The organism is Veillonella absiana, from assembly GCF_032970865.1.
GTDB classification, from domain to species: domain Bacteria; phylum Bacillota; class Negativicutes; order Veillonellales; family Veillonellaceae; genus Veillonella; species Veillonella absiana.
The window spans coordinates 18,462-42,973 of sequence record NZ_JAWJZB010000001.1; the positions used below are offsets into that span (position 1 = coordinate 18,462).

Annotated in this window: 27 protein-coding genes, 3 tRNA genes and 1 pseudogene; 3 read left to right on the forward strand and 28 right to left on the reverse strand. The window is 40.9% G+C overall.

Annotation, left to right across the window (positions count from 1 at the left end; genetic code table 11):
• Nucleotides 1-9 precede the first annotated feature (9 nt).
• Both RVY80_RS00085 and RVY80_RS00090 read right to left on the reverse strand, forming a co-directional pair.
• Nucleotides 10-939: an ABC transporter permease gene (locus RVY80_RS00085; protein WP_295191150.1), complete on the reverse strand. Its 930-nt coding sequence runs from the start codon at nucleotides 937-939 to the stop codon at nucleotides 10-12.
• Nucleotides 940-1,049: 110 nt separating this feature from the next.
• Nucleotides 1,050-1,496: a GNAT family N-acetyltransferase gene (locus RVY80_RS00090; protein WP_317329141.1), complete on the reverse strand. Its 447-nt coding sequence runs from the start codon at nucleotides 1,494-1,496 to the stop codon at nucleotides 1,050-1,052.
• 13 nt (nucleotides 1,497-1,509) lie between these two features.
• Between RVY80_RS00090 and RVY80_RS00095 the strand changes: the two genes are divergently transcribed.
• Nucleotides 1,510-1,710: a hypothetical protein gene (locus tag RVY80_RS00095; protein ID WP_317329142.1), complete on the forward strand. Its 201-nt coding sequence runs from the start codon at nucleotides 1,510-1,512 to the stop codon at nucleotides 1,708-1,710.
• A 112-nt stretch (nucleotides 1,711-1,822) separates the two neighbouring features.
• Here RVY80_RS00095 and RVY80_RS00100 read toward each other — a convergent pair whose 3' ends face one another.
• The 3 genes and pseudogenes from RVY80_RS00100 to RVY80_RS00110 all read right to left on the reverse strand — a co-directional run.
• Nucleotides 1,823-2,320 (reverse strand): group II intron maturase-specific domain-containing protein, encoded by a 498-nt coding sequence (locus RVY80_RS00100; protein WP_317329143.1) that lies wholly within the window; start codon nucleotides 2,318-2,320, stop codon nucleotides 1,823-1,825.
• Nucleotides 2,321-2,594: 274 nt separating this feature from the next.
• Nucleotides 2,595-3,539: a flagellin lysine-N-methylase gene (gene fliB, locus RVY80_RS00105; RefSeq protein WP_317329145.1), complete on the reverse strand. Its 945-nt coding sequence runs from the start codon at nucleotides 3,537-3,539 to the stop codon at nucleotides 2,595-2,597.
• A gap of 158 nt (nucleotides 3,540-3,697) precedes the next feature.
• A pseudogene (locus RVY80_RS00110) lies at nucleotides 3,698-4,153 on the reverse strand (transposase); the annotation flags it as partial.
• A 268-nt stretch (nucleotides 4,154-4,421) separates the two neighbouring features.
• Between RVY80_RS00110 and RVY80_RS00115 the strand changes: the two are divergent.
• Together RVY80_RS00115 and RVY80_RS00120 are read left to right on the forward strand one after the other, a co-directional pair.
• Entirely contained in the window at nucleotides 4,422-4,805 is a 384-nt protein-coding gene (locus RVY80_RS00115) for a PH domain-containing protein (RefSeq protein WP_295190301.1), read from the forward strand.
• 309 nt (nucleotides 4,806-5,114) lie between these two features.
• Nucleotides 5,115-6,404: an MFS transporter gene (locus tag RVY80_RS00120; protein WP_295193927.1), complete on the forward strand. Its 1,290-nt coding sequence runs from the start codon at nucleotides 5,115-5,117 to the stop codon at nucleotides 6,402-6,404.
• A 326-nt stretch (nucleotides 6,405-6,730) separates the two neighbouring features.
• Here the strand turns inward: RVY80_RS00120 and RVY80_RS00125 are convergent, their stop codons facing one another.
• The 23 genes from RVY80_RS00125 to RVY80_RS00235 all read right to left on the reverse strand — a co-directional run bounded on the left by RVY80_RS00125 (nucleotide 6,731) and on the right by RVY80_RS00235 (nucleotide 24,510).
• On the reverse strand, nucleotides 6,731-7,138 hold the full coding sequence (locus tag RVY80_RS00125) for a hypothetical protein (RefSeq protein ID WP_317329148.1): 408 nt from the start codon (nucleotides 7,136-7,138) through the stop codon (nucleotides 6,731-6,733).
• Nucleotides 7,139-7,314: 176 nt separating this feature from the next.
• A complete protein-coding gene (locus RVY80_RS00130) occupies nucleotides 7,315-7,473 on the reverse strand; it encodes a hypothetical protein (RefSeq protein WP_317329372.1) in 159 nt (52 codons plus the stop codon).
• The gene (locus tag RVY80_RS00135) at nucleotides 7,470-8,720 is read right to left on the reverse strand and encodes an RNA-binding domain-containing protein (protein ID WP_317329149.1); all 1,251 of its coding nucleotides are present in this window, start codon (nucleotides 8,718-8,720) and stop codon (nucleotides 7,470-7,472) included. The genes RVY80_RS00130 and RVY80_RS00135 overlap by 4 nt, the downstream gene beginning before the upstream one ends.
• Before the next feature lie 144 nt (nucleotides 8,721-8,864).
• Nucleotides 8,865-8,941 (reverse strand) — tRNA-Arg (locus RVY80_RS00140).
• Between the two features lie 103 nt (nucleotides 8,942-9,044).
• Nucleotides 9,045-9,118 (reverse strand) — tRNA-Gly (locus tag RVY80_RS00145).
• A 4-nt stretch (nucleotides 9,119-9,122) separates the two neighbouring features.
• A tRNA-Pro gene (locus RVY80_RS00150) sits at nucleotides 9,123-9,199 on the reverse strand.
• Between the two features lie 298 nt (nucleotides 9,200-9,497).
• Complete coding sequence (locus tag RVY80_RS00155) at nucleotides 9,498-10,676, reverse strand: NAD(P)-dependent malic enzyme (RefSeq protein WP_295193039.1); 1,179 nt, start codon at nucleotides 10,674-10,676, stop codon at nucleotides 9,498-9,500.
• A gap of 217 nt (nucleotides 10,677-10,893) precedes the next feature.
• Nucleotides 10,894-11,676 (reverse strand): adenosylmethionine decarboxylase, encoded by a 783-nt coding sequence (gene speD / locus RVY80_RS00160; protein ID WP_295193038.1) that lies wholly within the window; start codon nucleotides 11,674-11,676, stop codon nucleotides 10,894-10,896.
• A 33-nt stretch (nucleotides 11,677-11,709) separates the two neighbouring features.
• Entirely contained in the window at nucleotides 11,710-12,210 is a 501-nt protein-coding gene (locus RVY80_RS00165) for a metallophosphoesterase family protein (RefSeq protein WP_317329152.1), read from the reverse strand.
• A gap of 86 nt (nucleotides 12,211-12,296) precedes the next feature.
• Nucleotides 12,297-13,031, reverse strand: coding sequence for a non-canonical purine NTP pyrophosphatase (locus RVY80_RS00170; protein WP_295190322.1), 735 nt, complete (start codon nucleotides 13,029-13,031; stop codon nucleotides 12,297-12,299).
• Nucleotides 13,003-13,764: a ribonuclease PH gene (gene rph / locus RVY80_RS00175; RefSeq protein ID WP_317329153.1), complete on the reverse strand. Its 762-nt coding sequence runs from the start codon at nucleotides 13,762-13,764 to the stop codon at nucleotides 13,003-13,005. The genes RVY80_RS00170 and rph overlap by 29 nt, the downstream gene beginning before the upstream one ends.
• Nucleotides 13,765-13,971: 207 nt before the next feature.
• On the reverse strand, nucleotides 13,972-15,420 hold the full coding sequence (locus RVY80_RS00180; RefSeq protein WP_317329154.1) for a histone deacetylase family protein: 1,449 nt from the start codon (nucleotides 15,418-15,420) through the stop codon (nucleotides 13,972-13,974).
• The gene (locus RVY80_RS00185) at nucleotides 15,410-17,206 is read right to left on the reverse strand and encodes a hydantoinase/oxoprolinase family protein (RefSeq protein ID WP_295190330.1); all 1,797 of its coding nucleotides are present in this window, start codon (nucleotides 17,204-17,206) and stop codon (nucleotides 15,410-15,412) included. The genes RVY80_RS00180 and RVY80_RS00185 overlap by 11 nt, the downstream gene beginning before the upstream one ends.
• Before the next feature lie 185 nt (nucleotides 17,207-17,391).
• Complete coding sequence (locus tag RVY80_RS00190) at nucleotides 17,392-18,045, reverse strand: coenzyme F420-0:L-glutamate ligase (RefSeq protein ID WP_295190333.1); 654 nt, start codon at nucleotides 18,043-18,045, stop codon at nucleotides 17,392-17,394.
• A 12-nt stretch (nucleotides 18,046-18,057) separates the two neighbouring features.
• Nucleotides 18,058-18,597 (reverse strand): hypothetical protein, encoded by a 540-nt coding sequence (locus RVY80_RS00195; protein WP_295193029.1) that lies wholly within the window; start codon nucleotides 18,595-18,597, stop codon nucleotides 18,058-18,060.
• A gap of 108 nt (nucleotides 18,598-18,705) precedes the next feature.
• A complete protein-coding gene (gene murI, locus RVY80_RS00200) occupies nucleotides 18,706-19,515 on the reverse strand; it encodes a glutamate racemase (protein WP_295190338.1) in 810 nt (269 codons plus the stop codon).
• Nucleotides 19,508-19,927, reverse strand: a complete 420-nt coding sequence (locus RVY80_RS00205) for an acyl-CoA thioesterase (RefSeq protein ID WP_310746112.1) — start codon at nucleotides 19,925-19,927, stop codon at nucleotides 19,508-19,510. Before RVY80_RS00205 ends, murI begins: the two co-directional genes overlap by 8 nt.
• 208 nt (nucleotides 19,928-20,135) lie before the next feature.
• A complete protein-coding gene (locus RVY80_RS00210) occupies nucleotides 20,136-20,483 on the reverse strand; it encodes a YkvA family protein (protein WP_317329156.1) in 348 nt (115 codons plus the stop codon).
• A gap of 11 nt (nucleotides 20,484-20,494) precedes the next feature.
• Nucleotides 20,495-21,403, reverse strand: coding sequence for a hypothetical protein (locus RVY80_RS00215; protein WP_317329157.1), 909 nt, complete (start codon nucleotides 21,401-21,403; stop codon nucleotides 20,495-20,497).
• Nucleotides 21,404-21,721: 318 nt separating this feature from the next.
• A complete protein-coding gene (locus tag RVY80_RS00220; protein WP_317329158.1) occupies nucleotides 21,722-22,489 on the reverse strand; it encodes an SDR family NAD(P)-dependent oxidoreductase in 768 nt (255 codons plus the stop codon).
• A gap of 24 nt (nucleotides 22,490-22,513) precedes the next feature.
• Nucleotides 22,514-22,819 (reverse strand): YerC/YecD family TrpR-related protein, encoded by a 306-nt coding sequence (locus RVY80_RS00225; RefSeq protein ID WP_295190352.1) that lies wholly within the window; start codon nucleotides 22,817-22,819, stop codon nucleotides 22,514-22,516.
• A 10-nt stretch (nucleotides 22,820-22,829) separates the two neighbouring features.
• The gene (locus RVY80_RS00230) at nucleotides 22,830-23,483 is read right to left on the reverse strand and encodes a methionine ABC transporter permease (RefSeq protein WP_295190355.1); all 654 of its coding nucleotides are present in this window, start codon (nucleotides 23,481-23,483) and stop codon (nucleotides 22,830-22,832) included.
• Nucleotides 23,464-24,510 carry a methionine ABC transporter ATP-binding protein gene (locus RVY80_RS00235; protein ID WP_295190358.1) on the reverse strand — a complete coding sequence of 349 codons (1,047 nt, stop codon included), beginning with the start codon at nucleotides 24,508-24,510 and terminating at the stop codon, nucleotides 23,464-23,466. Before RVY80_RS00235 ends, RVY80_RS00230 begins: the two co-directional genes overlap by 20 nt.
• Between the last annotated feature and the right edge of the window lie 2 nt (nucleotides 24,511-24,512).

Genomic DNA, 24,512 nt, shown 5'->3' on the forward strand with positions numbered 1-24,512 from the left:
GGCCCCTCCTTAGGATTCCTTCATTTTAGGATTCATGATTTGTGAAATCAAATCTGCTAATAGATTCACTAGCAAAAATACAAATGCCATCCATACTACAATAGCTTGCACCACTAAATAGTCACGATGCATCAAAGCATTTAATAAAATATAGCCTAATCCAGGCCAGTTAAAAATCGATTCTACAATAACTGCACCACCCATCAATGAACCGATGGATAAAGCCGTCAATGTGACAATGGTGGGGCTAATGCTAATCAATACATTCGGCATCATCACGTGCCATTCTGATAAGCCCCGCGCCCGTAGGCCCATAATATAGGATTTAGATAATTCCTCCAGTGTAGCCACACGAACTTGGCGAATATAACGTGATGACATAACAATAGCTAATGTCATAGCTGGCAGAATAACACCTACAAAATGCCGTGTAGGCAATACGGGAACCCATTCTAATTGAAATGCCACCACATATAATAGAAATATGGCGATAATAAAATTAGGTATAGAATTTCCCAAAAATGTTAACCATCGTACACCGGTGTCTATACGACTATGCTGACGATTCGCCAAATACATTCCTACGGGTACGGATACTGCCAAGGTAATTACCATCGCCACCAAGGCCATAACAATCGTATAGGGCAATGCCGCCCCTAATAAATGAGACACTGATTGATCCGTAATATAGGATATGCCCATATCTCCTTGTACAAAATGACCAAGCCAACGACCATATTGTACCCAAAAGGAATCGTTCAATCCAAATGAATCTCTTAGTGCTTGTACCATGGCTGGGTCTGCTGCAATACCAGCGCTAGATAATCTAGTATCGATTGGATCTCCTGGTGCCATATGCATAAGGCCGAACGTCACAAAGGTAACGCCTAATATGGCGGGTATAAATTGTAATAATCGATACAAAATAAATCTTTTCATTATTGTTAGTCTCTATCTCTTTCTACTTAGCTTTCTGGTTAACTTCCCAATTTGTTATCTAGTTAGTATCCCACTTATATTTCACTTAGCGTTTCACATAGTTTTCTTTGCTAGATACTGCTCAAGTCATTCTTCATAGGCACATATTCCGTGCCATCCATGATAACTGGCTCTGCGTATTTATGAAAGCCTAGTTTTTCATACATTCCCGTCGTTGTATACCTTGCCGTCACAGTTACCGCATCAGCACCCATAACATTTTTTGCATGATGTAAGCCGACCGTCAACAATTGACGCGCCAAACCACATCCACGTTTACGCACCACCATCCGACTAAATGCCACATGCTCACTATTGATGCCTGGCTCTAACACACGCAAATAGCCTTGTAGTCCATTTTCATCAGACACCCAAAAGTGATAGGCATGATTATCTTTACCATCGATTTCCTTGCGAGCACATTCTTGCTCCGCTACAAATACATCTACACGAAGGCGCAAAATTTCATAGAGCTCTGTAGTTGTTAATTCATCAAATCGTTTACAATGTAATTCCATCATAGCCTCCTTTGTGTCCCAACGCACTAATGTATCTTCTTTACCAGAATTGCTACAAGTAGGCCAATCCGCCTTAACTTCCATCGGTGACATTTCTAGTCTTGATGAAAGCAAAATTAACGCAATCGTACAAGAAGCAACTGACTTTGATTCCTGGCAAGATATGTTTGGTACAGCAGTTAAAGAGTATGCTGCAAAAAAATTCAACGTATAATCAAATTTATAAAATAAGATCCCTATTTATAGAGTAATCGAGTAGGAGGCTACCCATTAGTTGAATAGCCGACCTCTCACACCACCGTACGTACCGTTCGGTATACGGCGGTTCAACCTCTTAAGCGTATTGACTCGTATGAGCTAGATATTTCGTAATATCCAGCTTGTACGAGTCTTTCGTTTGTTATTGACCTTGAGAGAATAGGACTTCCTGCCACTCTCCAATATCCAAGTCGAGTATTAGCCCACATATAGGCCTGTTCTTCAGAAATACCTAATTGTTTTAGACTTCTAGCTTTTGTAGATATTTTCTTCCATTGCTTCCATATATACATTCTAAATCTACGTCTTAACCATTTATCGGTCTTTTCCATAGGTTTCTTCATATCAGCAATTTTGTAATATCCAAGCCATCCTTGCATATATTTCTTCACGTTTTGCATAACATGTCTAACTTCTCGACCTTGGTTTCGTTTGGTCAGTAATTTTAGCTTATCTTTCATTTTCTTTAGCGACTTTGCGTGAGCACGGATAAATACTCCGCATTTCCCTCGTCCAAAGGCAAAGCCAAGAACCTTAAAATTTCGGATAGCAAATACACTAACCACACGACTTTTATCGGTGTTTACTTGTAGTTTCAGAGTTTTCTCTAAGAATTTAGTACTAGATTCGAGCAGACGTTTCGCTGCTCTCTCGCTTATCTTTCACATGCACTCGTACCATGTTAAGCAACATGTGTTGGTTCATGGTGTCGAAGTATTTAGACAAATCGAGTGAGACCGCATAGGTATAACCTTCCTCAGCGTACTGTTGTACCCGCTTAACGGCTTGTTGTGCGCTTCGGTTCGGTCTGTACCCATAACTGCAAATGGATACAAGTCTTCATATTTCGTCATACGTATTAAATAATAATTCTACATTATCCTCATCATATTCAATTTGTTCCGACCACAAGGCAGTCTGAATTAGTGGCTCTCCAAATACAGCGGAACAAATCAAAATGAACTCGGTACTATCTCGTGCATAAGCTACTACGGAATCTGGATAGTGCTCTGTCACCTGATCTAGTTGGCGATACAAAATGTATTGATACAATCGATTAAACATAGATTGATTACAATGTTCCCAATAGATAGCCGTTTTCACTGCTGCCATTTTAGGATTTTGTGTTAGTTCATGTAATTGCTCTGACCATTTCGGACTGAGTGCCTCCAGCCCAGACATAATGTCAAAGAGCATACTATAATCCTCTGCACTTGGTATTGGTTCAAACTGAAAATCTTCTGTAGGCAATTCGATGCCTATTTCGGCTATGATATCCTCAATATGGTATATTTCCTCTATTCCAGGGATAATAAATTCGAGATTTTGATTCTGACTACGATGCATTTCATGATTAGCGTATGTATTCATATCGCTATCTTCACCAGTAACTTGTTCATCAAATGCGATGCCCATTAATAGCTCACAACTCTCCTCACAAGATAGACCTACACCACAGAGTTCTAGTTCACCAATATATTTAAAGAACCTCGGATGCATATGACAGATATTGCACAGTCCATCCTCACCATGGTCAAGTACAATACGACATAATCCATCTTGTAATAACGGACATTTACCATCTTTATTAAATTTGAAATGATGCACTCCATCCGTAACGGTCATAGCAGCACGTACGTCATCACCAAGTGGACCTGGCATGCTCTCATAACGCGCTACAGAATCTGCATCAATATCGATTTCCCATTTCTGGCAACATGTATTTTTACAATCGGCGCCTTTACACTTGAAGGCATCATAAAATTTTGGATAAATTGAAATCACAATATACCTCTTGAGTGCTAAACTTATTTTCTATTTCTACTTACATTTAAATTATACCAAAAAAGACAACACCTTCGTGTTGCCTTCTCCAGTAAGTGATAACTTACATTACATAGTTGGGTATCATTTTCAATTAATAACTAATTTTTATAGACCTATAGGGATAATGGTAGGCGTGATTGATTAAGGGCGTTATACAGCGTTTTAGCACATACAAGTTCCTCTTCAGTAAACAGATTATGCTTCTTAGCATAGCCAGCACATACGTCTAATGACCAGTTAGCTTTTTTAACTTGCTCTGCAACCCAAATAGCAAATGGACTTTCAGACGTAATGCGCTGTTTACGACCAGAACGTTTTCTGTTTTCATAGTAAACGGCTTGACCTCGACTAGGTACATACTCTGTTGGTCTGCCTCGATGTGTCGTCTTAGTTGCAGTGCCACGTTTTAATTCGTAGCCCACAGTACTAGGTGAGCAATTAAGTGCTTTTGCAATCTGGCGATAAGAGTAACCTTGCTTATGGAGCACTTTGATTTCGCATCGATCTTCAAATCTTAAGTGTTGTCCTCTTTCGCGAGGTAGGGTATTAATGGTATTATTTAGGTAGTCCATAGTGATTGCCTCCGGTTAATTTTGTGTCGTAACTTAATTTTACCATTGATGCAATCCTATGGATCTTTTTATTTAGTTTTAGTGTTCAATTTCATTCTACAATTTACGAATATAGTTTATACTACAATTTATACTACATTTATCCTACATTTTATGCTCTAATATATATTCTACGTCTATATTACGTCTAGTGTGTATACAACGCTCAACCAAGTATCTTTCACGTGCTATAATAAGAATATATATCATATATCAAGGAGGTATTAGCATGGGATTTTTTGATGAACTATTAGGCAATGCAAGTGAAGTTAATATTGAGGAACTAAGAACTGAGTATGCTAAGATTCTAACTACGAACGAAGAAATTGAAAAAGCATACAAAGTTGTCCGCGATTTATTTATCTTTACTAATAAACGTCTGATTCTTGTAGATGTCCAAGGATTGACAGGCAAGAAAATCGAATATCAATCCATTCCTTATAAAAATATTACACATTTCAGTATTGAAACGGCTGGAAATTTTGATTTAGATGCGGAATTAAAAATATGGATCTCTGGCATGGGCGCAGTGCCAATCGAAAAAACTTTCAATAAGAACTTGAATATTTATGAATTACAGAGTGTACTAGCAGAATATGTATTGAATGCATAATAATGAAATACTCTCTAATGAAAGCGACAAGACCAGCCGTCTTGTCGCTTTTTTCATAATTTCTAGCATAAATGGTTCTAAAACCTTTTACTGAGATAGTTTTAAATGCTTTTCATTAAATAGTTTTATCCTATAACAAACTATATAATATAAATATTTCTCTATATCTACATATCATGATACTCTAATAACATCCTCTTCGATAATTATCGATATTCAAGAAATACTTGAACCACTCAATAGCTTTGATATCTTTTGAATTTTCGATATTTCAGTGTATTACATGACTAGTATAGATTGGAGATTTACATGACATTACAAGAACGTATTAATCAAGGCCACATGAGCACCTACCAGTGGGGTATTGTGCTACTGGTCACATCGTTGAACCTACTGGACGGGTTCGATGTATTAGCCCTCGCCTTTACAGCATCTGCCATCAAGTCCTCCTTTGGCCTTAGCGGTGTAGAATTAGGATATTTATTGAGTGCTGGCCTCATCGGCATGGCCGTCGGTTCCATCGTATTGGCCCCTATTGCTGATACCATCGGCCGACGTAAATTGATTATCTTCTCACTGCTGTTATCTACCATCGGGATGTTTGGATCAGCCATTTCGATGGGCGTTCTAAGCCTCGGTATTGCTCGTGTCATTACAGGCCTCGGTGTAGGTGGTATTCTGGTGGGCACGAATGTAATCGTCAGCGAATACGCCTCTAATAAATGGCGCAACCTTGCCATCAGTATCTTCGCCTCTGGCTTTGGCATTGGCGCTATGCTAGGTGGTATCTTTGCGGTGGCGTTGCAAGGAACCTATGGCTGGCATTCCGTCTTCATCTCTGGCGGTATCCTCACACTCATTTGCCTAGTGGCGGTTATCAAATGGCTGCCTGAATCTATCGATTTTATCGTTTTGAAAGGCGGATCAAAGCAGCAAGAACAGTTAGAGTCTATTGCTAATACATTACGTATTACAGAACCATGGACACAAGAAAGTAAAGATACCTCACAAAAGGTACAATTACCGGTATCCAAACTCTTTTCTCCTGAATATCGTCGTCCTGTGTTCGCTATATGGATTGCCTTTGCAGCCATCATGTTCTCCTACTACTTTGTCAGCTCCTGGACACCAGCCCTTTTGAAAGAAGTAGGCATGACAACGGAACAAAGTGTGAGTGTAGGGATGATGATTTCCATCGGTGGTACTATCGGTTCCTTGATATTTGGTGTATTAGCTAGTCGATTTACGGCGCGCAATGTACTCATTGCTTTTACCATAGGCTCTGCCATCGTAGCCAGCGTGTTTATTTCCGTGGTATCTCATCTATGGATTGCCATCGTGCTCGGTATTTGCATCGGCGCATTGATGAACGGTTGTATTTCTGGTCTGTACGCCATCAATCCCACACTGTATGAAGCAGGTCTTCGCAGTACTGGCGTAGGCATCGCCATCGGTGTTGGCCGCGTGGGTGCTATCTTGGCCCCTACTATCGCCGGCGTGTTGCTCGATGCTGGCTGGGAAAAGCAAAGCCTCTATATGGGCGCTGGCGTTGTGATGCTCGTGGCTACGGCGGCGGTTGGGGTGTTGAAGAATAAATAAGAGAAGTTGATAAATAGAGAAAGGGCGTATTCATTAGGGTGGGGACTAATGAATACGCTCCTTTAATTTGTGTGAAATTTTAAAATTGCTCAATTATATCTAATGAATACTAAGCAAATTGCCTATTTACGGATAGTTCTCCTTATTTTTGAACTGTCAGCTTATAGTTGACAGTTCAACTTTCTCTCAATTGGACACTTTTAGTGGTAAAATTATATCTGCCATCTGAACTATTCGGAATTTCCGAATAGTTGCCATTCTTATCAATAGCAAACATGTGCCAACTTTTAGACTAGCATTCATAATCACGTCTGGATGCTTTCAGTTTAGAATGTTTGATTTTTAATCGGCGGATTGAAGTACATATTATACGATTTATAGAATACATAATTTGCAGATTGATATGACGGTGAGAACAGAGCTGATTCTTGTGTGCTATCCACCTCAAGTGGATCAATATACATATATGGATATTTAATAGATCCATCTAGATTATATATAGTCATCCCATTCATTCTCCATTTAATTCCCGAATTATTCTTCATCGAATTAAGTAAAGCATCTCGGTTAGAAAAATGTCCCACAAGCGATTTGAAGCTACGATTATAATCTAAGAAATATGTATTTTCATATTTTGTAATGACACTCGTATTATATGTAACTGCATATGCTATTGCATTGATTGTATAATATGGTGGTGCATAACGAACTACAGAAATACTCGCATTATCCACATACTCATCCTCCCGTGCATCAGAAAATACCAGTTGATATCGAGATGGATTTGCACGAAGTTCATCTACTGAAATTGCATCTACTATGATTGGTATCAACGTAAATAAACAAGCTAATAAATGAACTATCTTGATATAGATTACCTCCCCTTAATACTTTATATTAAATAATCACTCTATACCTCTTTGACTTTCCAATAACCGCTTTTTTTGGAGCCGATTCTTTCAATATATCCATGTTCTTTTAAAAATCTTATATTAAAATCTATCGAACTTATTTTTAGACCAATTACATGAGCAATTTGTTCTCTTTTAATATTAGGATTATTCCTCATTGCTGCCAATATTTTATTGCTGCCAATATTTTCTCTCGCGTAGCATTTAACGCTGTAGCCGTCTGCGCTTCAATAGCTATAGACGATTTAACTTTATTAATCCAATTAAAAGGTATATTTACTGCAATGGAGTTCTTTCTGAAATCAAAAGCATTCTTCCCATACGATTCAATAATTTGGGGAACACCTCGACCTGAACGCTCACTAATATGAAGTTGTAAAAATATTTCTGGAAGTTTTTCATTTACGGGAATAGATTCTCCCATATAGAAACCATCTATCGTCTGATTATCCGGAATAGTTCCTCTTGATAAAATTTCCACCCGATTACTATATATCGTTATCATAGGTGCATTGCCATCAATCCATTTATTGTGAACAAATGCATTCACCAGAGCTTCTCTAAAAGCATCCATATCAAATAATGGCACATCATTTCTGCTGACAACTCTATTTGTCTCATCAGCTTGAATAATATTGATTACCTCTCCATATTCTAAAACTCTATCTAGGCTGAGTAAAATACAAATATTTCCAAATTCTTTTACAGAATATAATGGTGACGCTTTAGTTTTCCCCGAAAACACAGACACTCTAACGGGAATATGACTATCATCAGATAATAATTGCGCCATTAGATTATATTTACCATCTTTAGTAAGGAGTCCAAGATTCTTTTTAAAAGTTTCTAGCTTAAGTGATATTCCTCTACCAGCATAATATGTAAATAGTCGACTAAAACTTAAATCCTGATAATTAGATTCGAGATTTTCGATGGTTTTAGTTTTATTTCGTAAGATTTCAAATAAATGACCTTCTCTATCCTGACACCTATTCAAATTAACTTTACTAGACCCAATTCTAAGATATCGATTCCCATCAAATGCAGTTGGTATATTTTTAGCACAAGGAATTTCTAGTATAACTAATCGCTTATTTACAAAAACCATTTCATTAAAAGAAAATGCAATATCTGGACTTACTTGTCTTGCTAAATAATGTTCTAAAGGCTCCTTATTCACATCTATTCTGAAATTAAGTTTAGTTCCGACTATTTCATGAGTTTCATCATCTATTCCCCACACTAAATATGCTTTATCTCGTTTACACAATGCTGCTGCGTTAGATAAAGCTGATATATACTCACCCAGCCCATGAGCATCAAACCAATTTTTTTTAAATTCAAACCACGCTTCTTCAGTTTTACGATTAACTAAATCATTTACAATCTCAGCATATTGACTCACTATGTTCACCTCACTTTTACTATATATTTATTGTAGTATAAATTGTAGTATAAATTGTAGTATAAAAACTGGTCCAAGTAAGATCTTGCTATTCTCGATAAAAAACAAAAAGTGCCTTGCCGAAGCAAAGCACTTAATTTATTATGGTGATCCAGGAGGGATTCGAACCCCCGACCCACGGCTTAGAAGGCCGTTGCTCTATCCAACTGAGCTACTGAACCATGTGGACTGAATCATTTTATAGTCTTAGTATATGGTATGTTGTTAATATCGTCAATTTTATCGCCCATTTTTATTAGTTACCCTAAAAAAGGCAAAAAAAAATGGAGCGGGTGAAGGGAATCGAACCCTCGTGACCAGCTTGGAAGGCTGGGGCTCTACCATTGAGCTACACCCGCAACATGGTCGGAGCAGCAGGATTCGAACCTGCGACCCCCTGGTCCCAAGCCAGGTGCGCTACCAAACTGCGCTATGCCCCGTTCTGTCAACATTGCTATTATAGCAAATCGGTAGACCTACGTCAACCACTTCTTTTACGATTTATACAACTTAATTCTTAGAATTAAACTGAATTAAACTGTAGTGCCTCATAACAAAACATATTATAGCATAAGCCTAATATATCTGGCAATATTTTTTTACAATTTTTCCAAAAAGATTTTTTTACACGGGAATTTATGCAGAAAAAAAAATCATCTATATACGCCAAAGAGCCCGCGACCAAGTCGCGGGCCCCTCACCCTATCTCAACCGGCCCAAAGGCCCTCGTTGTGCTTATTATTTTACTTTTTGAGCAATGCCTGCACGAACTGCTTCGTCAGCAACAGCTTTTGCTACTGCAGGAGCAACGCGTTCGTCGAATACGGATGGCATTACATTGTCTTCTGCCAATTCTTCGTCAGAAATCAATGCTGCAATAGCATCAGCAGAAGCCAATTTCATTTCGTCAGTGATTTGGGATGCGCGAACATCGAAAGCACCACGGAATACGCCAGGGAATACTGCTACGTTGTTGATTTGGTTAGGAGCGTCGGAACGACCAGTACCAGCAACACGTACGCCAGCAGCTTTCATTTCGTCATAAGTAGCTTCTGGAGTTGGGTTACACATAGCAAATACGATAGCATCTTTGTTCATGCTTTCCATGATTTCTTTAGTGAATACGCCAGGAGCTGAAACGCCCAACAAGATATCTGCGCCTTTAGCATTTTCAGCCAAATCGCCAGATTTGCTTTCAAGATCAAGCATTTCGATCAATTCAGCTTGAAGGGAATCAAGACGTTTGTAATCTTTGTGCAATACGCCAGAGGAAACCAATACAGTGATGTTGCGAGCGCCAGCAAGGTATAACAAGCGAGCAATGTTAGCACCAGCTGCACCAGCACCATTAACTACTATTTTAGCTGTTTCCAAATCTTTTTTAACAAGACGAAGCGCCGCTTTCACACCAGCTAAACAAGCGATAGCTGTGCCGTGTTGGTCATCATGGAATACAGGGATTTCCAATTCTGCTTTCAAACGGTTTTCAATTTCATAGCATTTAGGGGAGGAAATATCCTCAAGGTTAATGCCGGCATAGTTTTTTTGTAACAATTTTACAGTGTTAATCAATACTTCTGGATCTTTTGTATCGATAACCAAAGGTACACAATCAACATTACCAAAACGTTTGAAAAGTAAGGATTTACCTTCCATAACTGGCATAGCTGCTGCAGCACCGATATCACCAAGACCTAATACACGAGTACCGTCGGAAACAACGGCTACCATGTTACCACGGCAAGTTAATTCAAAGGATTCTGCTTCATTATCTTTAATACGAAGGCAAGGTTCTGCTACACCTGGTGTGTATGCAACGGACAAGTCATGAGCATCTTTCAACTCATATTTGCTCGCTACAGTTAAGAAACCTTGTAGTTCACGTTTTTTTTGTACTGCTTCTTCACGAATATCCATGGAAATCTCCTTTACGAATGTAATTCGGACTCCCTGCATTATGAGACTAATTCAATAGACAGCTAATGAAAAATTCCATAATCGGAGTCAATATAACTGATAGATTAATTATACTCTATCAAGAAAACTGGTTCAACACTTTTCGATATAGTATTTTAGAATACTTTTCAAAAAGCTCATTAAAGCCACAGCTTATCCAAACCTCAATTAGGGCAAACTAGGCTTTCACAGATGGTAGGTTACGACCATAGAAAATTTCCATCATCTCTTGTTTCAATTGATGTTTAATTTCTTTGATTTCCTTTTGCCCTAACTCATCCTCAGTAATACCAAACAAGTAATTATCAAGGTCAAATTCTTTGAGCATCATTTTTGTATGGAAGATATTTTCTTGATACACATTCACATCAATCATGTTGTACAAGTTGCGTGTTTTTGAATTGATGTAATTTTGAATGGAATTGATGCGATGATCGATGTAGATTTTTTTCCCCGATACGTCACGTGTAAATCCGCGCACATGGTAATCTAATGTCAAAATATCGGAATCAAAATTATTGATCAAATAATTGAGCGCATTCAATGGGGAAATATGGCCACAAGTGGACACTTCGATATCCGCACGGAATGTGCTAACTCCCTTGTGTGGGTGGCTTTCAGGATAGGTATGAACTGTCAAATGGCTCTTGTCGAGATGCATAACCACGTCCTCTTTTTCAATTTCCTCCTCAGAAATCAAAATCGTTACGGATGCACCTTGTGGGTCATAATCTTGGGATGCCACGTTCAGAATATTAGCACCGATGATTTTAGACACCTCTGTTAAAATAGAGGTCAAACGATCTGCATTGTACACCTCATCAATATATTGAATGTATTGACGTTTTTCTTCCTCTGTACGAGTGTAACAAATATCGTAAATATTAAAACTCAACGTTTTTGTCAAATTATTGAATCCATATAATTTCATTTTAGGTTTTGATTTTACAGGTGTATCCATTATATGTAATTTACCTTCCTCAAAATACTTATTTTACTTCATCAGCTCTTGTATATAACAGAACTCAACAGAAAAATGGCCATTATCATAGGTTACAATACTGAAAGTACCGCCCGACAAATCCCTCGGCAATGCTAAACTGCCGGGGTTCACAAAGGTACAACCATCCTGTTCTACTTGACCATGATGATGTGTATGTCCGGCCACGACGAGCCTAGCCCCCATAGCTCGCCCCAAATAGAGCAATTCTTGTACTCGATTATAATATGATACCTCATGACCATGGGTCATGTAAATATACGTATCCTCTAAAGGGATTAATTGTTCCCGTGGTTCCAACGGTTGTTCACAATCCGTATTACCACGCACCGCATATACGGGTATATCTATGAGCGTTTGTAAATACCGCGCATCATCACCGAAATCCCCAGCATGCAGCCACATATCTAATTCTTCATCGGCTGTAATCTCCACTACTGCATCAATGAGCTCTCGATACCCATGGGTATCACTCATGATACCAATTCGCTTCATGTTCTACGCTCCTATCTCTATATGCTTGCAATACATACGTATACGTATAGTGTATACCTATGTGCCCTAACTCAAGATTTAACCCTCTAGGATAACGTATCTAACAACAATGTAATGGCACGTCCTCGATGGCTAATACTCTCCTTCGTGTCGATATCGAGTTGGGCCATCGTTTTTTGAAAGTCCGGTACATAGAAATACGGGTCATAGCCGAATCCACCGTCGCCTACAGGTTCGTCTTGAATGAGACCATCACAAGTGCCTTGGGATGTGAAAATGACCGCATCTAGTTTTTTATCTACAATGATTCTATCGGCATGTTTAACGCCTCTTACTATATTTTCAGCATCGACTGATGCCTGCTCAACCCCTGCTGTTGCGTTTTTAGACTCTTCTAATGTATTTGTAGTAAACTCTGATACATATTGATTAGGCACCGCCAATGCCAATGCCGCCACATAGTGGGCCGTTCTACTTTCAAAAGGGATACCTTGCAAATTCGCCACTAGTTTTTTATTGTTCGCATCGTCATCGCCATGTTCGCCATCGTGGCCCGCATAACGTGCCGAGTAAATACCGGGCTCACCATTCAGCGCATCCACGGCAAGTCCTGAATCGTCAGCTATGCAAGGCAATCCACAGGCCTGCATGTAATAGGTGGCTTTCAAAATGGCATTTTCCATAAAGGATGTGCCAGTTTCCTCAGGTTCCGGCACGTCGCACACGTCCTTAATGCCAATGCACTCGATGCCGCGATGACCGAAGGCCACTTGGAATTCACGAATCTTGCCCTTATTCCCCGTCGCCAGTACTAGTTTCATAGACCTTGCCTACCTTATTTGCTAAATCGCCAAGTGTCTCACGTTGAATCGCCATCAATTCATCTGTCGCTGCCTCAGCTAAATCTAATAATTCATTCAATTCCTTCCGTGTGAACGTACCGTGTTCACCAGTACCTTGCACCTCAACGAGATTGCCCGCACCTGTACGAATAACATTCATATCCACAACGGCTGCACTATCCTCAACATAGCAAAGATCCGTAATCGGGCCTTCCTCGCCAATGCCAACGGAAATGGCCGCTAGGAAATCCGTTACAGGAAATTTGCCGTAACCGCCGAAGATTTTATCTACAGCGTCCACCATCGCCACATAGGCACCTGTGATAGAGGCAGTACGCGTACCACCATCTGCTTGAATTACGTCACAATCTAGTGTGATAACTCGTTCACCAAGGGCCTCCATATCCACAACGGCACGCAAAGCGCGCCCAATCAAACGTTGGATTTCAACAGTACGACCTGTTTGCTTCCCCTTCGCCGCCTCACGGCTCACACGAGTTTGCGTGGAACGTGGCAACAAGGAATATTCCGCCGTCACCCAGCCTTGACGTGTGCCCTTTAGGAAACGAGGCACCTTATCGTCAACGCTGGCCGTACAAATCACCTTTGTATTGCCACATTCAATCAATACAGAACCTTCCGCATAACTGGTAAAGTTTCTTGTAATTTTCACAGGTCTCAATTGACCTGCTGCTCTATTATCTACACGCATAATTTCTCCTTAAACCAACACACTCTTTGGTCTTTTTCACATAGCAAGGCCCCTTTTATAAAAGGGGCCTTTTATACTTATAATTTTATCATATTCTAGAACCAATAGTATATTATTTTTATCACTAACTGAGCGGATTATTGTACTAGTGAAAGCTCTGATTCTCGCATTAATGAAAGCGACTTACAAGAGCCATAACCGCTAACACTATAACACGGTCTGCCCTTTGCCGAACGGATCCACTACGACGTATTGGCTCACTTCGCCCTCAGCCTTAACGCGTTCTGCCTCTGCATAGGCATCGGCCCTACATTGTTCGTCCGCCTGCCACGGGATAAACATGGCGTAAATGCTTTGACGGCCGTATGGGCCCCCGCGACCTTTTGAGAGAATACTGTGCCAGCCAAGGCGCGGGCGTACTGCATCATTAGGAAACGAGACATTGTCAACCTCTGTATTTCCACCAAACGGTTCCTTATACATACGAATAGTTTCCAACCGTTCCTCAGCGATGCCCGATTCATCATAGTAAATGCTCCGTTGTTCGCGATGCAGTTCGCCAGCACTTTCATATTCGTCGGACTGCATTTGATGACGTTGAGGCCACTGGATTTTCCATTTCGCGATAAGGTCATCAATGTATCGTGTCACATCAGGTTTCTGTGCATACCGTTTAGCATCAAAGGCCGGTTCCACTACATGACTGTAATCGAGTCCCGCCATGGAAAGGATAATGCCAGTGTTTACATATGGCAAAGCCTCTTGCACGGAATAGCCCCCCTCAAGAACCGCTATGTCCGCTTGAAGCATATCTACCAATTCTGCATAGCCCTTAGCAGTGACCTGCATATTCGCCAATGGATCGCTAAAGTGATTATCTTGGCCGGCAGAGTTAATGACGAGCTCTGGACCAAAGTCCTCAAGCATAGGCAACACTAGCTCTTTCATCACCTTTTTCAAACCTTCGTCACCCGTTCCTGGCGGCAAAGGAATATTTACATTCGCCCCAATGGCTTGGGGTCCGCCAAACTCGTCCATAAAGCCCGTCCCTGGATAGAGTGTCCGCCCATCTTGGTGGAACGAAATATACAAGGTATCTGGATCGTTATAGAACACCTCTTGGGAACCATCGCCATGATGCACGTCCGTGTCGACAACGGCTATTTTCTTGATGCCATAGGTGCGACGAATATGAGCAATCATGACGGCCTCAATGTTGATGGTACAGAACCCGCGAATGCCGTGTACCATTTGCATGGCGTGATGCCCTGGTGGGCGCACGAGGGCAAAGGCCCTGTCTACTTCGCCTTTCAATACCTCATCAGCAGCCGCAATAGCACCGCCAGCGGATACGCGATGGGCATCGGTCACCCAAGATTCTAAATCTGGTGTGCCCACATGGACGCGTTTGATAATATCCCAGCTCGCCACTTGCGGATTATATTCGCGAATGAGTGGACTATCTAACAATCCCTCCTCCACGATTTGATCGCGCGTATAGAGCAAACGTTCCTGCCGTTCCGGATGGGTTTCAGAAATCTTCCAATCGAAGGCCGGGAAAAATACGAGTCCTAAATTAGGGCGATTCGTTGTTTTCTCTCCGCCTTTATCGTGAAAGTGCCCCTTCCGTTTGATTATATTTGGATTATGATACATACGTGCTCACCCCTGCTTTCAATTGGACTTTCACAGTAATTAATCGTTCCATGGAATGCCAGCCCTCGACCACCGGAAAATCCTCTACGCTGATGAGTTCTGGTTCTTGTACATCGCTAAGGCCTAGTCGCTGAGCCTCGCGTTTTACATATTGGAACGCCAAATCGACCGTCTCTTGCCCATGATGAATGGTAGCATTTTTCTCGTTTATGCCCAATTCTGGTATGACCAGGAGTCGACGTTTCGTATCTACATGCAATGTGATTTCTATGGTATTTAGTGCCACAGCGGCACCAATAGCATTCGCCACGGCTGCCGATTCGGGTATTTCTACAGCAAGGTCCATCGTTTTCCCGATAATAGGGCCTAGGGATTGTGCCGTGCCGCCCACCACAACGAGAGCTTGTGGTTTGAATTCGTCAGGATTTACAATATCCTCTACCACATAGATAGGTCGTTTATTTTCGAGCGTTACCACCTCTTGGATGGCTTGTTGCACCTGAGATACGGCGTTTTGAATGATAAGGTCACTCACTTCGTCCGCGGAAAGCAATGCACCATTAATTTGAACCGGTAATCCCGATTCATTTAATTGGTCAGATGATGCCGATTCACTTGTTTGAGCCGCCAACAGTTTCCCCACTGCTATCATCGCCTCGCGTGCTAGTACTTCATCCCCATAGTAGGCGTAGCCCTTTGTGATAAGTGCATCACCCAATGTTGGCTCACTGCCACCGAGGGCCACGGATGGTCCTCGACGTTCAGGCCCCACATGTAGACCAGCTTCGTCTACTGTTACCACCGACTCGCCACCAATACCAACGGATTGCACCGCAAAGGAACGCACGGCACTAGGGTATTCTCGAATCATGACACCACCCTTGGTCATCAACGGCTTGCCCTCCTTCCATAGGGAAATATCTGTGGTAGTACCACCAATATCTAGAGCCACCGTATGATGGGCCTTGACCTGATCTAGGGCGTAGAGACCTAATACACTGGCCGCTGGACCGGTAAATACTGTTTCCACAGGACGGTCTGCCATTACCTCGATAGGTAATGAACCACCATCAGCCTTGAGGATATATAATGGTGCCGTAATATGACGAGCCGCGAGGGCTTGTTCTACGGAGCTTTTAAAATTAGAAAATACTGGTGTTACAGCACTATTGAAATAGGCGCTAATCGTACGGCGTGGAAAGTTTAAAGAACCACTCAAGGCACCACCACGAGATACCGTTTCGTAGCCAAGGTCTCGTAAGCCATCCGCCAATTTTTGTTCCTGTTCCGGATTGCGAACAGAAAATTTTGCGGAGATGGCCGCTAGAGCTGGCTGAGATTCTTCTGAGTTAGTATGTTCTGTTTGTCCAGAATTAGCATTCGCCGTCTGCACGGATTTTGTCCCTACCGATTTCGGTTTCAATTCCGCTAGCGAATTCACCGCCGATGGTTCCACCACGATTCCTCGATGATCCGTATAGCCATTAACGTAAATAGGCGCTACCGGGAAACTGTGATCCACATTCATGCCTGGGCCTGTTACCACATATAAATCTACGGGGGCCTCCTTGCGAGACACGATGGTATTCGTTACCACCGTCGTGGATAGGGTAACGCGCTCCACTTGGTCTGGAATGACCACATGCATGACACGGTCCAAGGCCGCTAGAATACCGTACATCAACTGTTCTTTGGTAGTTCGTTCCTTCCCAGATGCTAGGATGTGGCCATCTTGAATAACCACCGCATCCGTAAAGGTACCGCCTACGTCTATACCGATTAACATAGTACGCCTCCTTCCGGGCTATACATATTATAATTACTTCTTACTTTCATCATATCACAAAAAAAGATACCCATCGGCTACAAATGTAACAAATGGGTATCAAATTTTTATTTTATGAGTTTTGCGATGCCGAACACGGGCATCGCGAGCGCTCAATTATTTTGCGTTACATACAGCAATGCAATTTATTTTGCATTGGACACAGCGGCGTAATTTTTGATGATTACGATTGGTGTCATTTGGCTCGCATTACCGAATGGATTATCGATCAAAATTTTTGCGATTTTAGCTGGATTCATACCACGGCTAGCACCAAGTACAGCAGAGCGTTTCAAATCGTTTACGTCCGCTACAACGGCGCCGTAAGCACCAGTGCGAGACACGATTTTTTCAGCCACTGCATCAGGATTTTTAGGACCGTATACGATGTGTTTATCGTATGGAGGCATTGTACCTGTTACGTCATCTGTAAGAGAAGCTTGACGCGCCAATTGGTAAAACACGCCATTTTTTCGAAATACTTTCGCAATAGCGCCAGCGATGAAGGCGAACAATACTTTCCATTCTCCTTCCAGCTCCATCGCAGCTTGCATACCGTAGGCAGAGCTCATGGAACCTTCAGCTGGAACAAAGCGGCACAACATGCGCGCTTGCCAGGACAAGTTCAATTCTTCAGGACGCGTAATATGACCCTGTGTAATAGCCACAACGGATTCAGCCACACATACGATGTCCTCAGGACCAATTTTATCGCCACCAAATTCGATGATGGCATCAACGATATCGTCTTTTTCTGTTAGGATACGTGTAGGAACACATACCAATTCTAATTCTGCCATGTTTATTCCTCCTTATTGACCTAACGCTGCTTGTAATTCTTCAGATGTTAAACAAATACGATTTTTGGAAATATGCCAATCCGTACGTCCTACCACTTGGTATACGATGTCGATATTCATATCAGGGAAACCTTGTAAATCCTTGCGGATGTTGCCATTTTTACCAGTCATGATTACATGTAAACGGATGGTGCCACCTTTTTTAGGCTCTACGATGTAGGATTCAAAGTAACCGTCATGACGAGGTCTTGCCACGTCCATAGTCCAACATTCTACATGTACATTATCGAATTGTTCTTGTGGTAACAAATGACGTGGGTACAAATCCATGATAGTACCATTTTGTTTTCCTCGGTTGGTGAAAGGAATATCGCACACCAACGTTACTTTATCAAAGGAAATATCCTCTAATTGGAACGCTGATCTACGTTTTGTCACCATTTGAATGTGTTCGTCACCTTGTCTCACAACGTAGAATCGGAACGCTAAATACAGTACTGCAATTACTACTAAAATAGTAATTACTACATTTAATAGGGTATAAAACCACATAAATTACAACTCCTTTATCATGTAATGACGTCCATTGGAACGCCTTCTGGCATCACGAAACAACACGCTAGATTATACTGTCGCTATTTCATAGGCAATACCATTAATTTATAACGTAACGACCTTCACCTGTACGTCCTCTGGCTTCATAAACCGTTGGCATAATGTAGCGGCCAAATCCGTTTCTTGCGTAAACCACAGCCGAATAGTACCCGCTTCAGTACTAGGATTCAATAAATCCCCACTCTCTAAGGTACGTCGCACTACATCAGACGTTTCATAGGCTGGATCTATATAATGAATAGAATCCTTGGAAATAGATTCCATCGCCGTCTGAACAAAGGGAAAATGTGTACATCCCAATACAACGGCGTCAATTTTCTCTGCCATGATGGGAGCCAAATACTCTCGCAAAGCTTCGAGCACTGGTTCATCATCAATATGACCACCTTCAATCAATCCAGCTAGTTCTGGACAAGGTTGTTCCCACACAACAATCTCTGGATCATATTCAAGAGCTACATGCTTATGTATATGACTATTAATAGTTGCTACCGTAGCCATAACGGCCACACGTCGTGCATGACTTGCTGTAGTAGCAGATTGCATGCCTTGGCTCACCCCAATAACTGGGCAATGCACTCGATTACGTATAGCATCAATGGCTACAACCGTAAAAGTATTACAAGCAATTACTAGCATTTTAACAGGTTCTCTGTCTAAACGTTCGGCAATACGACTAGCAATGTTCTCAATTTCCTCTGTCGGTCGATTCCCTACAGGATTATTTTTATTATCGCCAATATAGATGAAATGTTCATGGGGAAATTGTTCTTTTAGAACTTTCAACACGGAGAGCCCGCCTACCCCAGAATCAAAAACACCAATTGGCAAATGTTGCTGTTCTAGTTTATTCATTTGGCATTTCCTCAACAGATTCCAACATTGGTTTATAGAATTTATCTGATACACGACAAATCTTGCCTGTAGATTTCATCATAAAAGCATTCTTAGTTTCCCCAGTAGCAAGCAACACATCATCTGCATCACGCACCATACGGTATTTAAATACCATTTGAGCCCGCGTCAATTTCGTCAAATACGTTTCAATACGAATCACATCATCAAATCGAGCTGGTTCGTTATAATGACAAGATACGTTCATGATGGGAAACACAATATCCTCATCCATCATGCTACCCAAAGTTATACCAATATGTCGTAGATATTCTACACGTGCATTTTCAAACCATCTAAAGTGGTTACTGTGATGAGCAATCCCCATCATATCGGTTTCGTAAAACCAGACATTAAATTTTGCGCTATACATATAATTCCCTCTTTTAGGTTAACATTCAACCTTCATTTTACTTCTATTGACGAGTACTGTCAAACGAAACCAGTATTTAGCGGGCTAAATTAGGGCCCACTATTCTCTGCAGTATACATTTACTGAAATATGTGTAACTTGAGTTTACAAAGATCTTTGAAAACAGAGTATAAAAATAGGAGACAATCTCTCGATTGACTCCTATATATTATAAACTATCTTTGCCAAATGGTACCCAAGATTTTGCTTTTTCATGATGAATAGCTTTAATATAGCGATTTGCTACCTTAAAGGCTACACCAAGAACAGCCAAATCATCGAGCCAACCAAGGCCTGCTACAGCATCAGGCATCATGTCCATAGGGATAATCAAATAGCCCAACGCACCAGCAATAACAGCCTTAACATATTTAGGTGTTTCTGGATCACGGAAACACAAAAATAGTACCACTGCTTGACGCAAGAATGTTAAATTCTTGCCAATATGAGAGGCAAAACTCATAAATCGTTTATTAGTAAAATGTTTTCCATACTTGATAATTTTAAATGGATTCATTAACTCATCCTTTATTTATTGCGGAATTCTTCAACTTTAGCTTTCGCTGTTTCAGTAACTTCCGCTGCTTTTTCTAATACAACACCGGTTTTTTCTTTCACAGTGTCTAAACTTACAGGTGCTTTTTCCAAAACGGCACCAGCTTTTTCCTTAACTGTTTCTAATGTAACAGGGGAATTTTCTTTTACATTCCCTGCCATTGCGCTCGCTGCTGCTGTTACCATAGCAGATGCACCAGTAGCAACGTCTTTCGCTGTAGACACTTTATCGCCGACTTTATCAGTCACTTTAGCCACTGCTTCAGCAGCTTTGTCGTGTACTTTGTATTTTGTTTCATTCTCCCATTGTTCTTTCAATGGTGTGACTTTTTCTTCCACTTTGGCTTTTAATTGACCGCCAGTCCATTCTACTTCATTTTGAATGCCTGCCCATAAATCTCTTTGACCTTCTGTGAAAGGAATGCTATTACCTGCATCACGTGCGATTTCGCTAGCCATTTTTTTGCCATTTTCGAAATACTCTTCGATCATTGGTTTATAGCGACCAATGTCACCAGGCATACCATCTTGAATCCAAATATTGGCTACTTTTCCCAATGCATATGTCAATGCTACAGCAATTGGGACACGACAAATTTTAAATGGTGAAAGCAACATTAAACTAGCCGTTGCAACTGCAGTTCCCAAGCCACCAACTAAGCCTACTACAGCACCGTTTTTAATATCCACATCATATAAACGGCCAATAGCAGTAATCATATATGCAGCGTTAGCGCATAAACCTACATAACTATACTTTGGAGATGACGCTGCAAGTGCTGCACGACCTGCACCCCAAAATATTAATTGTTCCACTAAATACTCACGATCTTGACTGCCATCAGATAAAGGTTGGATTACTACTCCATTAATTTCTGCCATGATTCTTCTCCTCGCTTTAACGTATTCCACTTGCGAATAAAATTGCGAATAAATATTTCTTTTATTATAACATTCCACACGGTGGAAATAAATTCTTTTATTCTCGATAATAAAACATTATGAGAAATTGATATACCTAACCTAATCAATAGTGAATTTATATCCGGTCTATAATCCTGTTAGGTTGTAGGCTCATTAAACCATTGGAACATATAAAATAGATGAAGATATTGCATATAATTTATGAACGATAATTATATGTCCAAACAGTTGCTATACAACTAGGCCATACAATCTATCATCAATTAAATCCCATCATTACCAGCTAGTAAGACCACCATCAATAGTCCAAGCAGCGCCAGTAACAAAGGATGCCTTGCTACTTAATAAGAACGCAATAACCTCGCCAATTTCATGAGGCTTGCCAATACGCCCTAATGGATAATGTTGTCCCATTTCCTCTTTGGCTTGTTCTGCATCTTGATTCGTTTGAGCAATTTGTTTATCTACTAATGAAGTATCTACATCACCAGGGCATACACAGTTAACACGTACACCATGCGGTGCCATTTCAAGAGATAAGGATTTTGTAAAGCTCACTACAGCACCTTTGGAGGCACCGTACACAGAGCATGCCACATTTCCCTGCAATCCCGCATCACTTGATACAGTTACGATACTCCCTTTTGTGTTACGAATATAAGGTAATGCGGCCTGACACAAGAATACTGTGCCTTTCACATTGGTACCAAACATTTCATCAAAGGATTGTTCCGTTACATCCAGCAATAGTTCTTCCTCGTAATACCCTGCGGCCGTCACTAACGCGCTAATGTCACCAAACATATCCACGGTTTGTTTCACAATTCGTTTACAGTCATCGACCTTACTCACGTCACCAACGACAAAACGTACCTTTGATGAAAATCGTCGTAATTTTAATGCAGCCCGTTGTCCATCTTTTTCATGACGTCCATTGATAACCACGCACCACCCTTGCTTGAGCAAGAGTTCAGCAGTGGCCATACCAATACCAGATGTACCACCACTAATAAGAGCCACTTGCATATCAGTTTTATGCGGCATTTACTCACCTCATCCCGTATATTACTAGTTATCGTCTTGAGTCGCTAATAGACCTAACACTAATTTGTATCCATCAGCTCCATAGACTAGACAACGTTTCACGCGACTGATAGTAGCTGTACTAGCACCAGTGCGTTCCACAATATGATCATAACTCTCGCCGTTTTGGAGCATTTTTGCTACCGCTAACCGCTGAGACAAAGATTTCAATTCATTGACAGTGCATAAATCCTCAAAGAATTCATAGCATTCATCAACGGTGTTAAGAGTCAAAATCGCTTTGAATAATTCGTCATTCATCGGATTTCGCAGTTTTTCATTGACACTCATGAGTGCCTCCTTATTTTTTATTCATCCGTTTGGACAATCCATCGCCTGCCATTTGGATTAGTTGTACTAATACAATCAAAATGATGATGGTCGCTAACATAACATCACCTTGGAAACGTTGATACCCATAGCGGATAGCAATATCACCAAGGCCACCGCCACCGATAGCACCGGCCATAGCAGAGTAACCAATTAAATTGACGATCAATACCGTAATGTTGTCAATAATCGTCGGTAAAGCTTCTGGTAACAATACTTTGCGGATAATCTGTAATGGAGATGCGCCCATCGCTTGTGCCGCCTCAACAACACCGAAATTAATATCCTTAATAGAGGTTTCTACAAGACGGGCTAAGAATGGTATGGCCGCAATTGTCAACGGAACACAGGCTGCCGTCGTACCAATAGATGTGCCAGCGATCATTCGTGTAAATGGAATAATGGCAACCATCAAAATGATGAACGGTACAGAACGCGTGGCATTAATCACTACACCTAATGCTTTATTAACAGCTAAGTTTTCAAGAATATGACCTTTAGATGTGACTACCAAAATCACCCCTAATGGAATTCCCAGAATCATAGCCACTACTGTACTGATAACAGTCATTTGTAACGTTTCTAAGGTACCGGTTAATAATAGCTTAATGATTTGCTCTGACATAACCGATCACCTCGCTTCCAATATTCAATTCATTCAAATAATGTAAGCCTTCTTGAGCTTTAGTGCGATCACCATTTAAAATGAGAATCAAACGACCTACACTAGTATTTTGAATGTAATCTACCCCACCAAAGAGAATGCTTACATCTAAATCAAAGCGTTTTACAAGACCGGCTACTACAGGTTCATCCGTAGCTTGGCCAGTAAACTTCAAACGCACTAATGGCGCCGTACCTTCAATCCACTCATCATGGAGTTCTAAATGTTCTAGTGCTTCTGGTGGTAAATTATCACTTACCACGGCGCTAATAAAGTCTTTCGTAGTTGCCTCTTGAGGATTCGTAAACACATCAACGACAGTGCCTTCCTCGAGTATGACACCACCTTCTATAACGGCTACACGGTCACAGATTTCACGAATAACTTGCATTTCGTGAGTAATCAAAACGATAGTAAGGTTTAATTTTTGATTGATGTCCTTTAATAGCTCCAAAATAGATTTTGTTGTTTGTGGATCCAAGGCAGATGTAGCTTCGTCACATAATAGTACCTTCGGATTACTAGCTAATGCACGTGCAATGCCTACACGTTGCTTTTGACCACCCGACAATTGGGATGGATAATTATCTAAACGATCTGATAATTTAACAATGTCTAGGATTGGCAAAATGCGCTCTTTAATTTCCGCTTTGCTCATGCCTTGCAATTCCAATGGAAATGCTACATTATCATATACGGTACGCGATGAAAGCAAGTTAAAATGTTGGAAAATCATACCAATATACTTGCGCTCTTCTCGTAATTGCTTTTCATTTAATGTTGTCAAATCTGTGCCATCAATAATGACATTACCAGAGGTAGGAACCTCTAACATGTTAATACAGCGAATCAATGTAGATTTACCGGCCCCAGACTGACCAATGATGCCATAAATTTGGCCCTGTTCAATAGTCAGGCTAATATCTTTTAATGCCTCTACACGATTAGCGCCTTCGTAAATTTTGCTAATGTGTTTTAATTCAATCACAA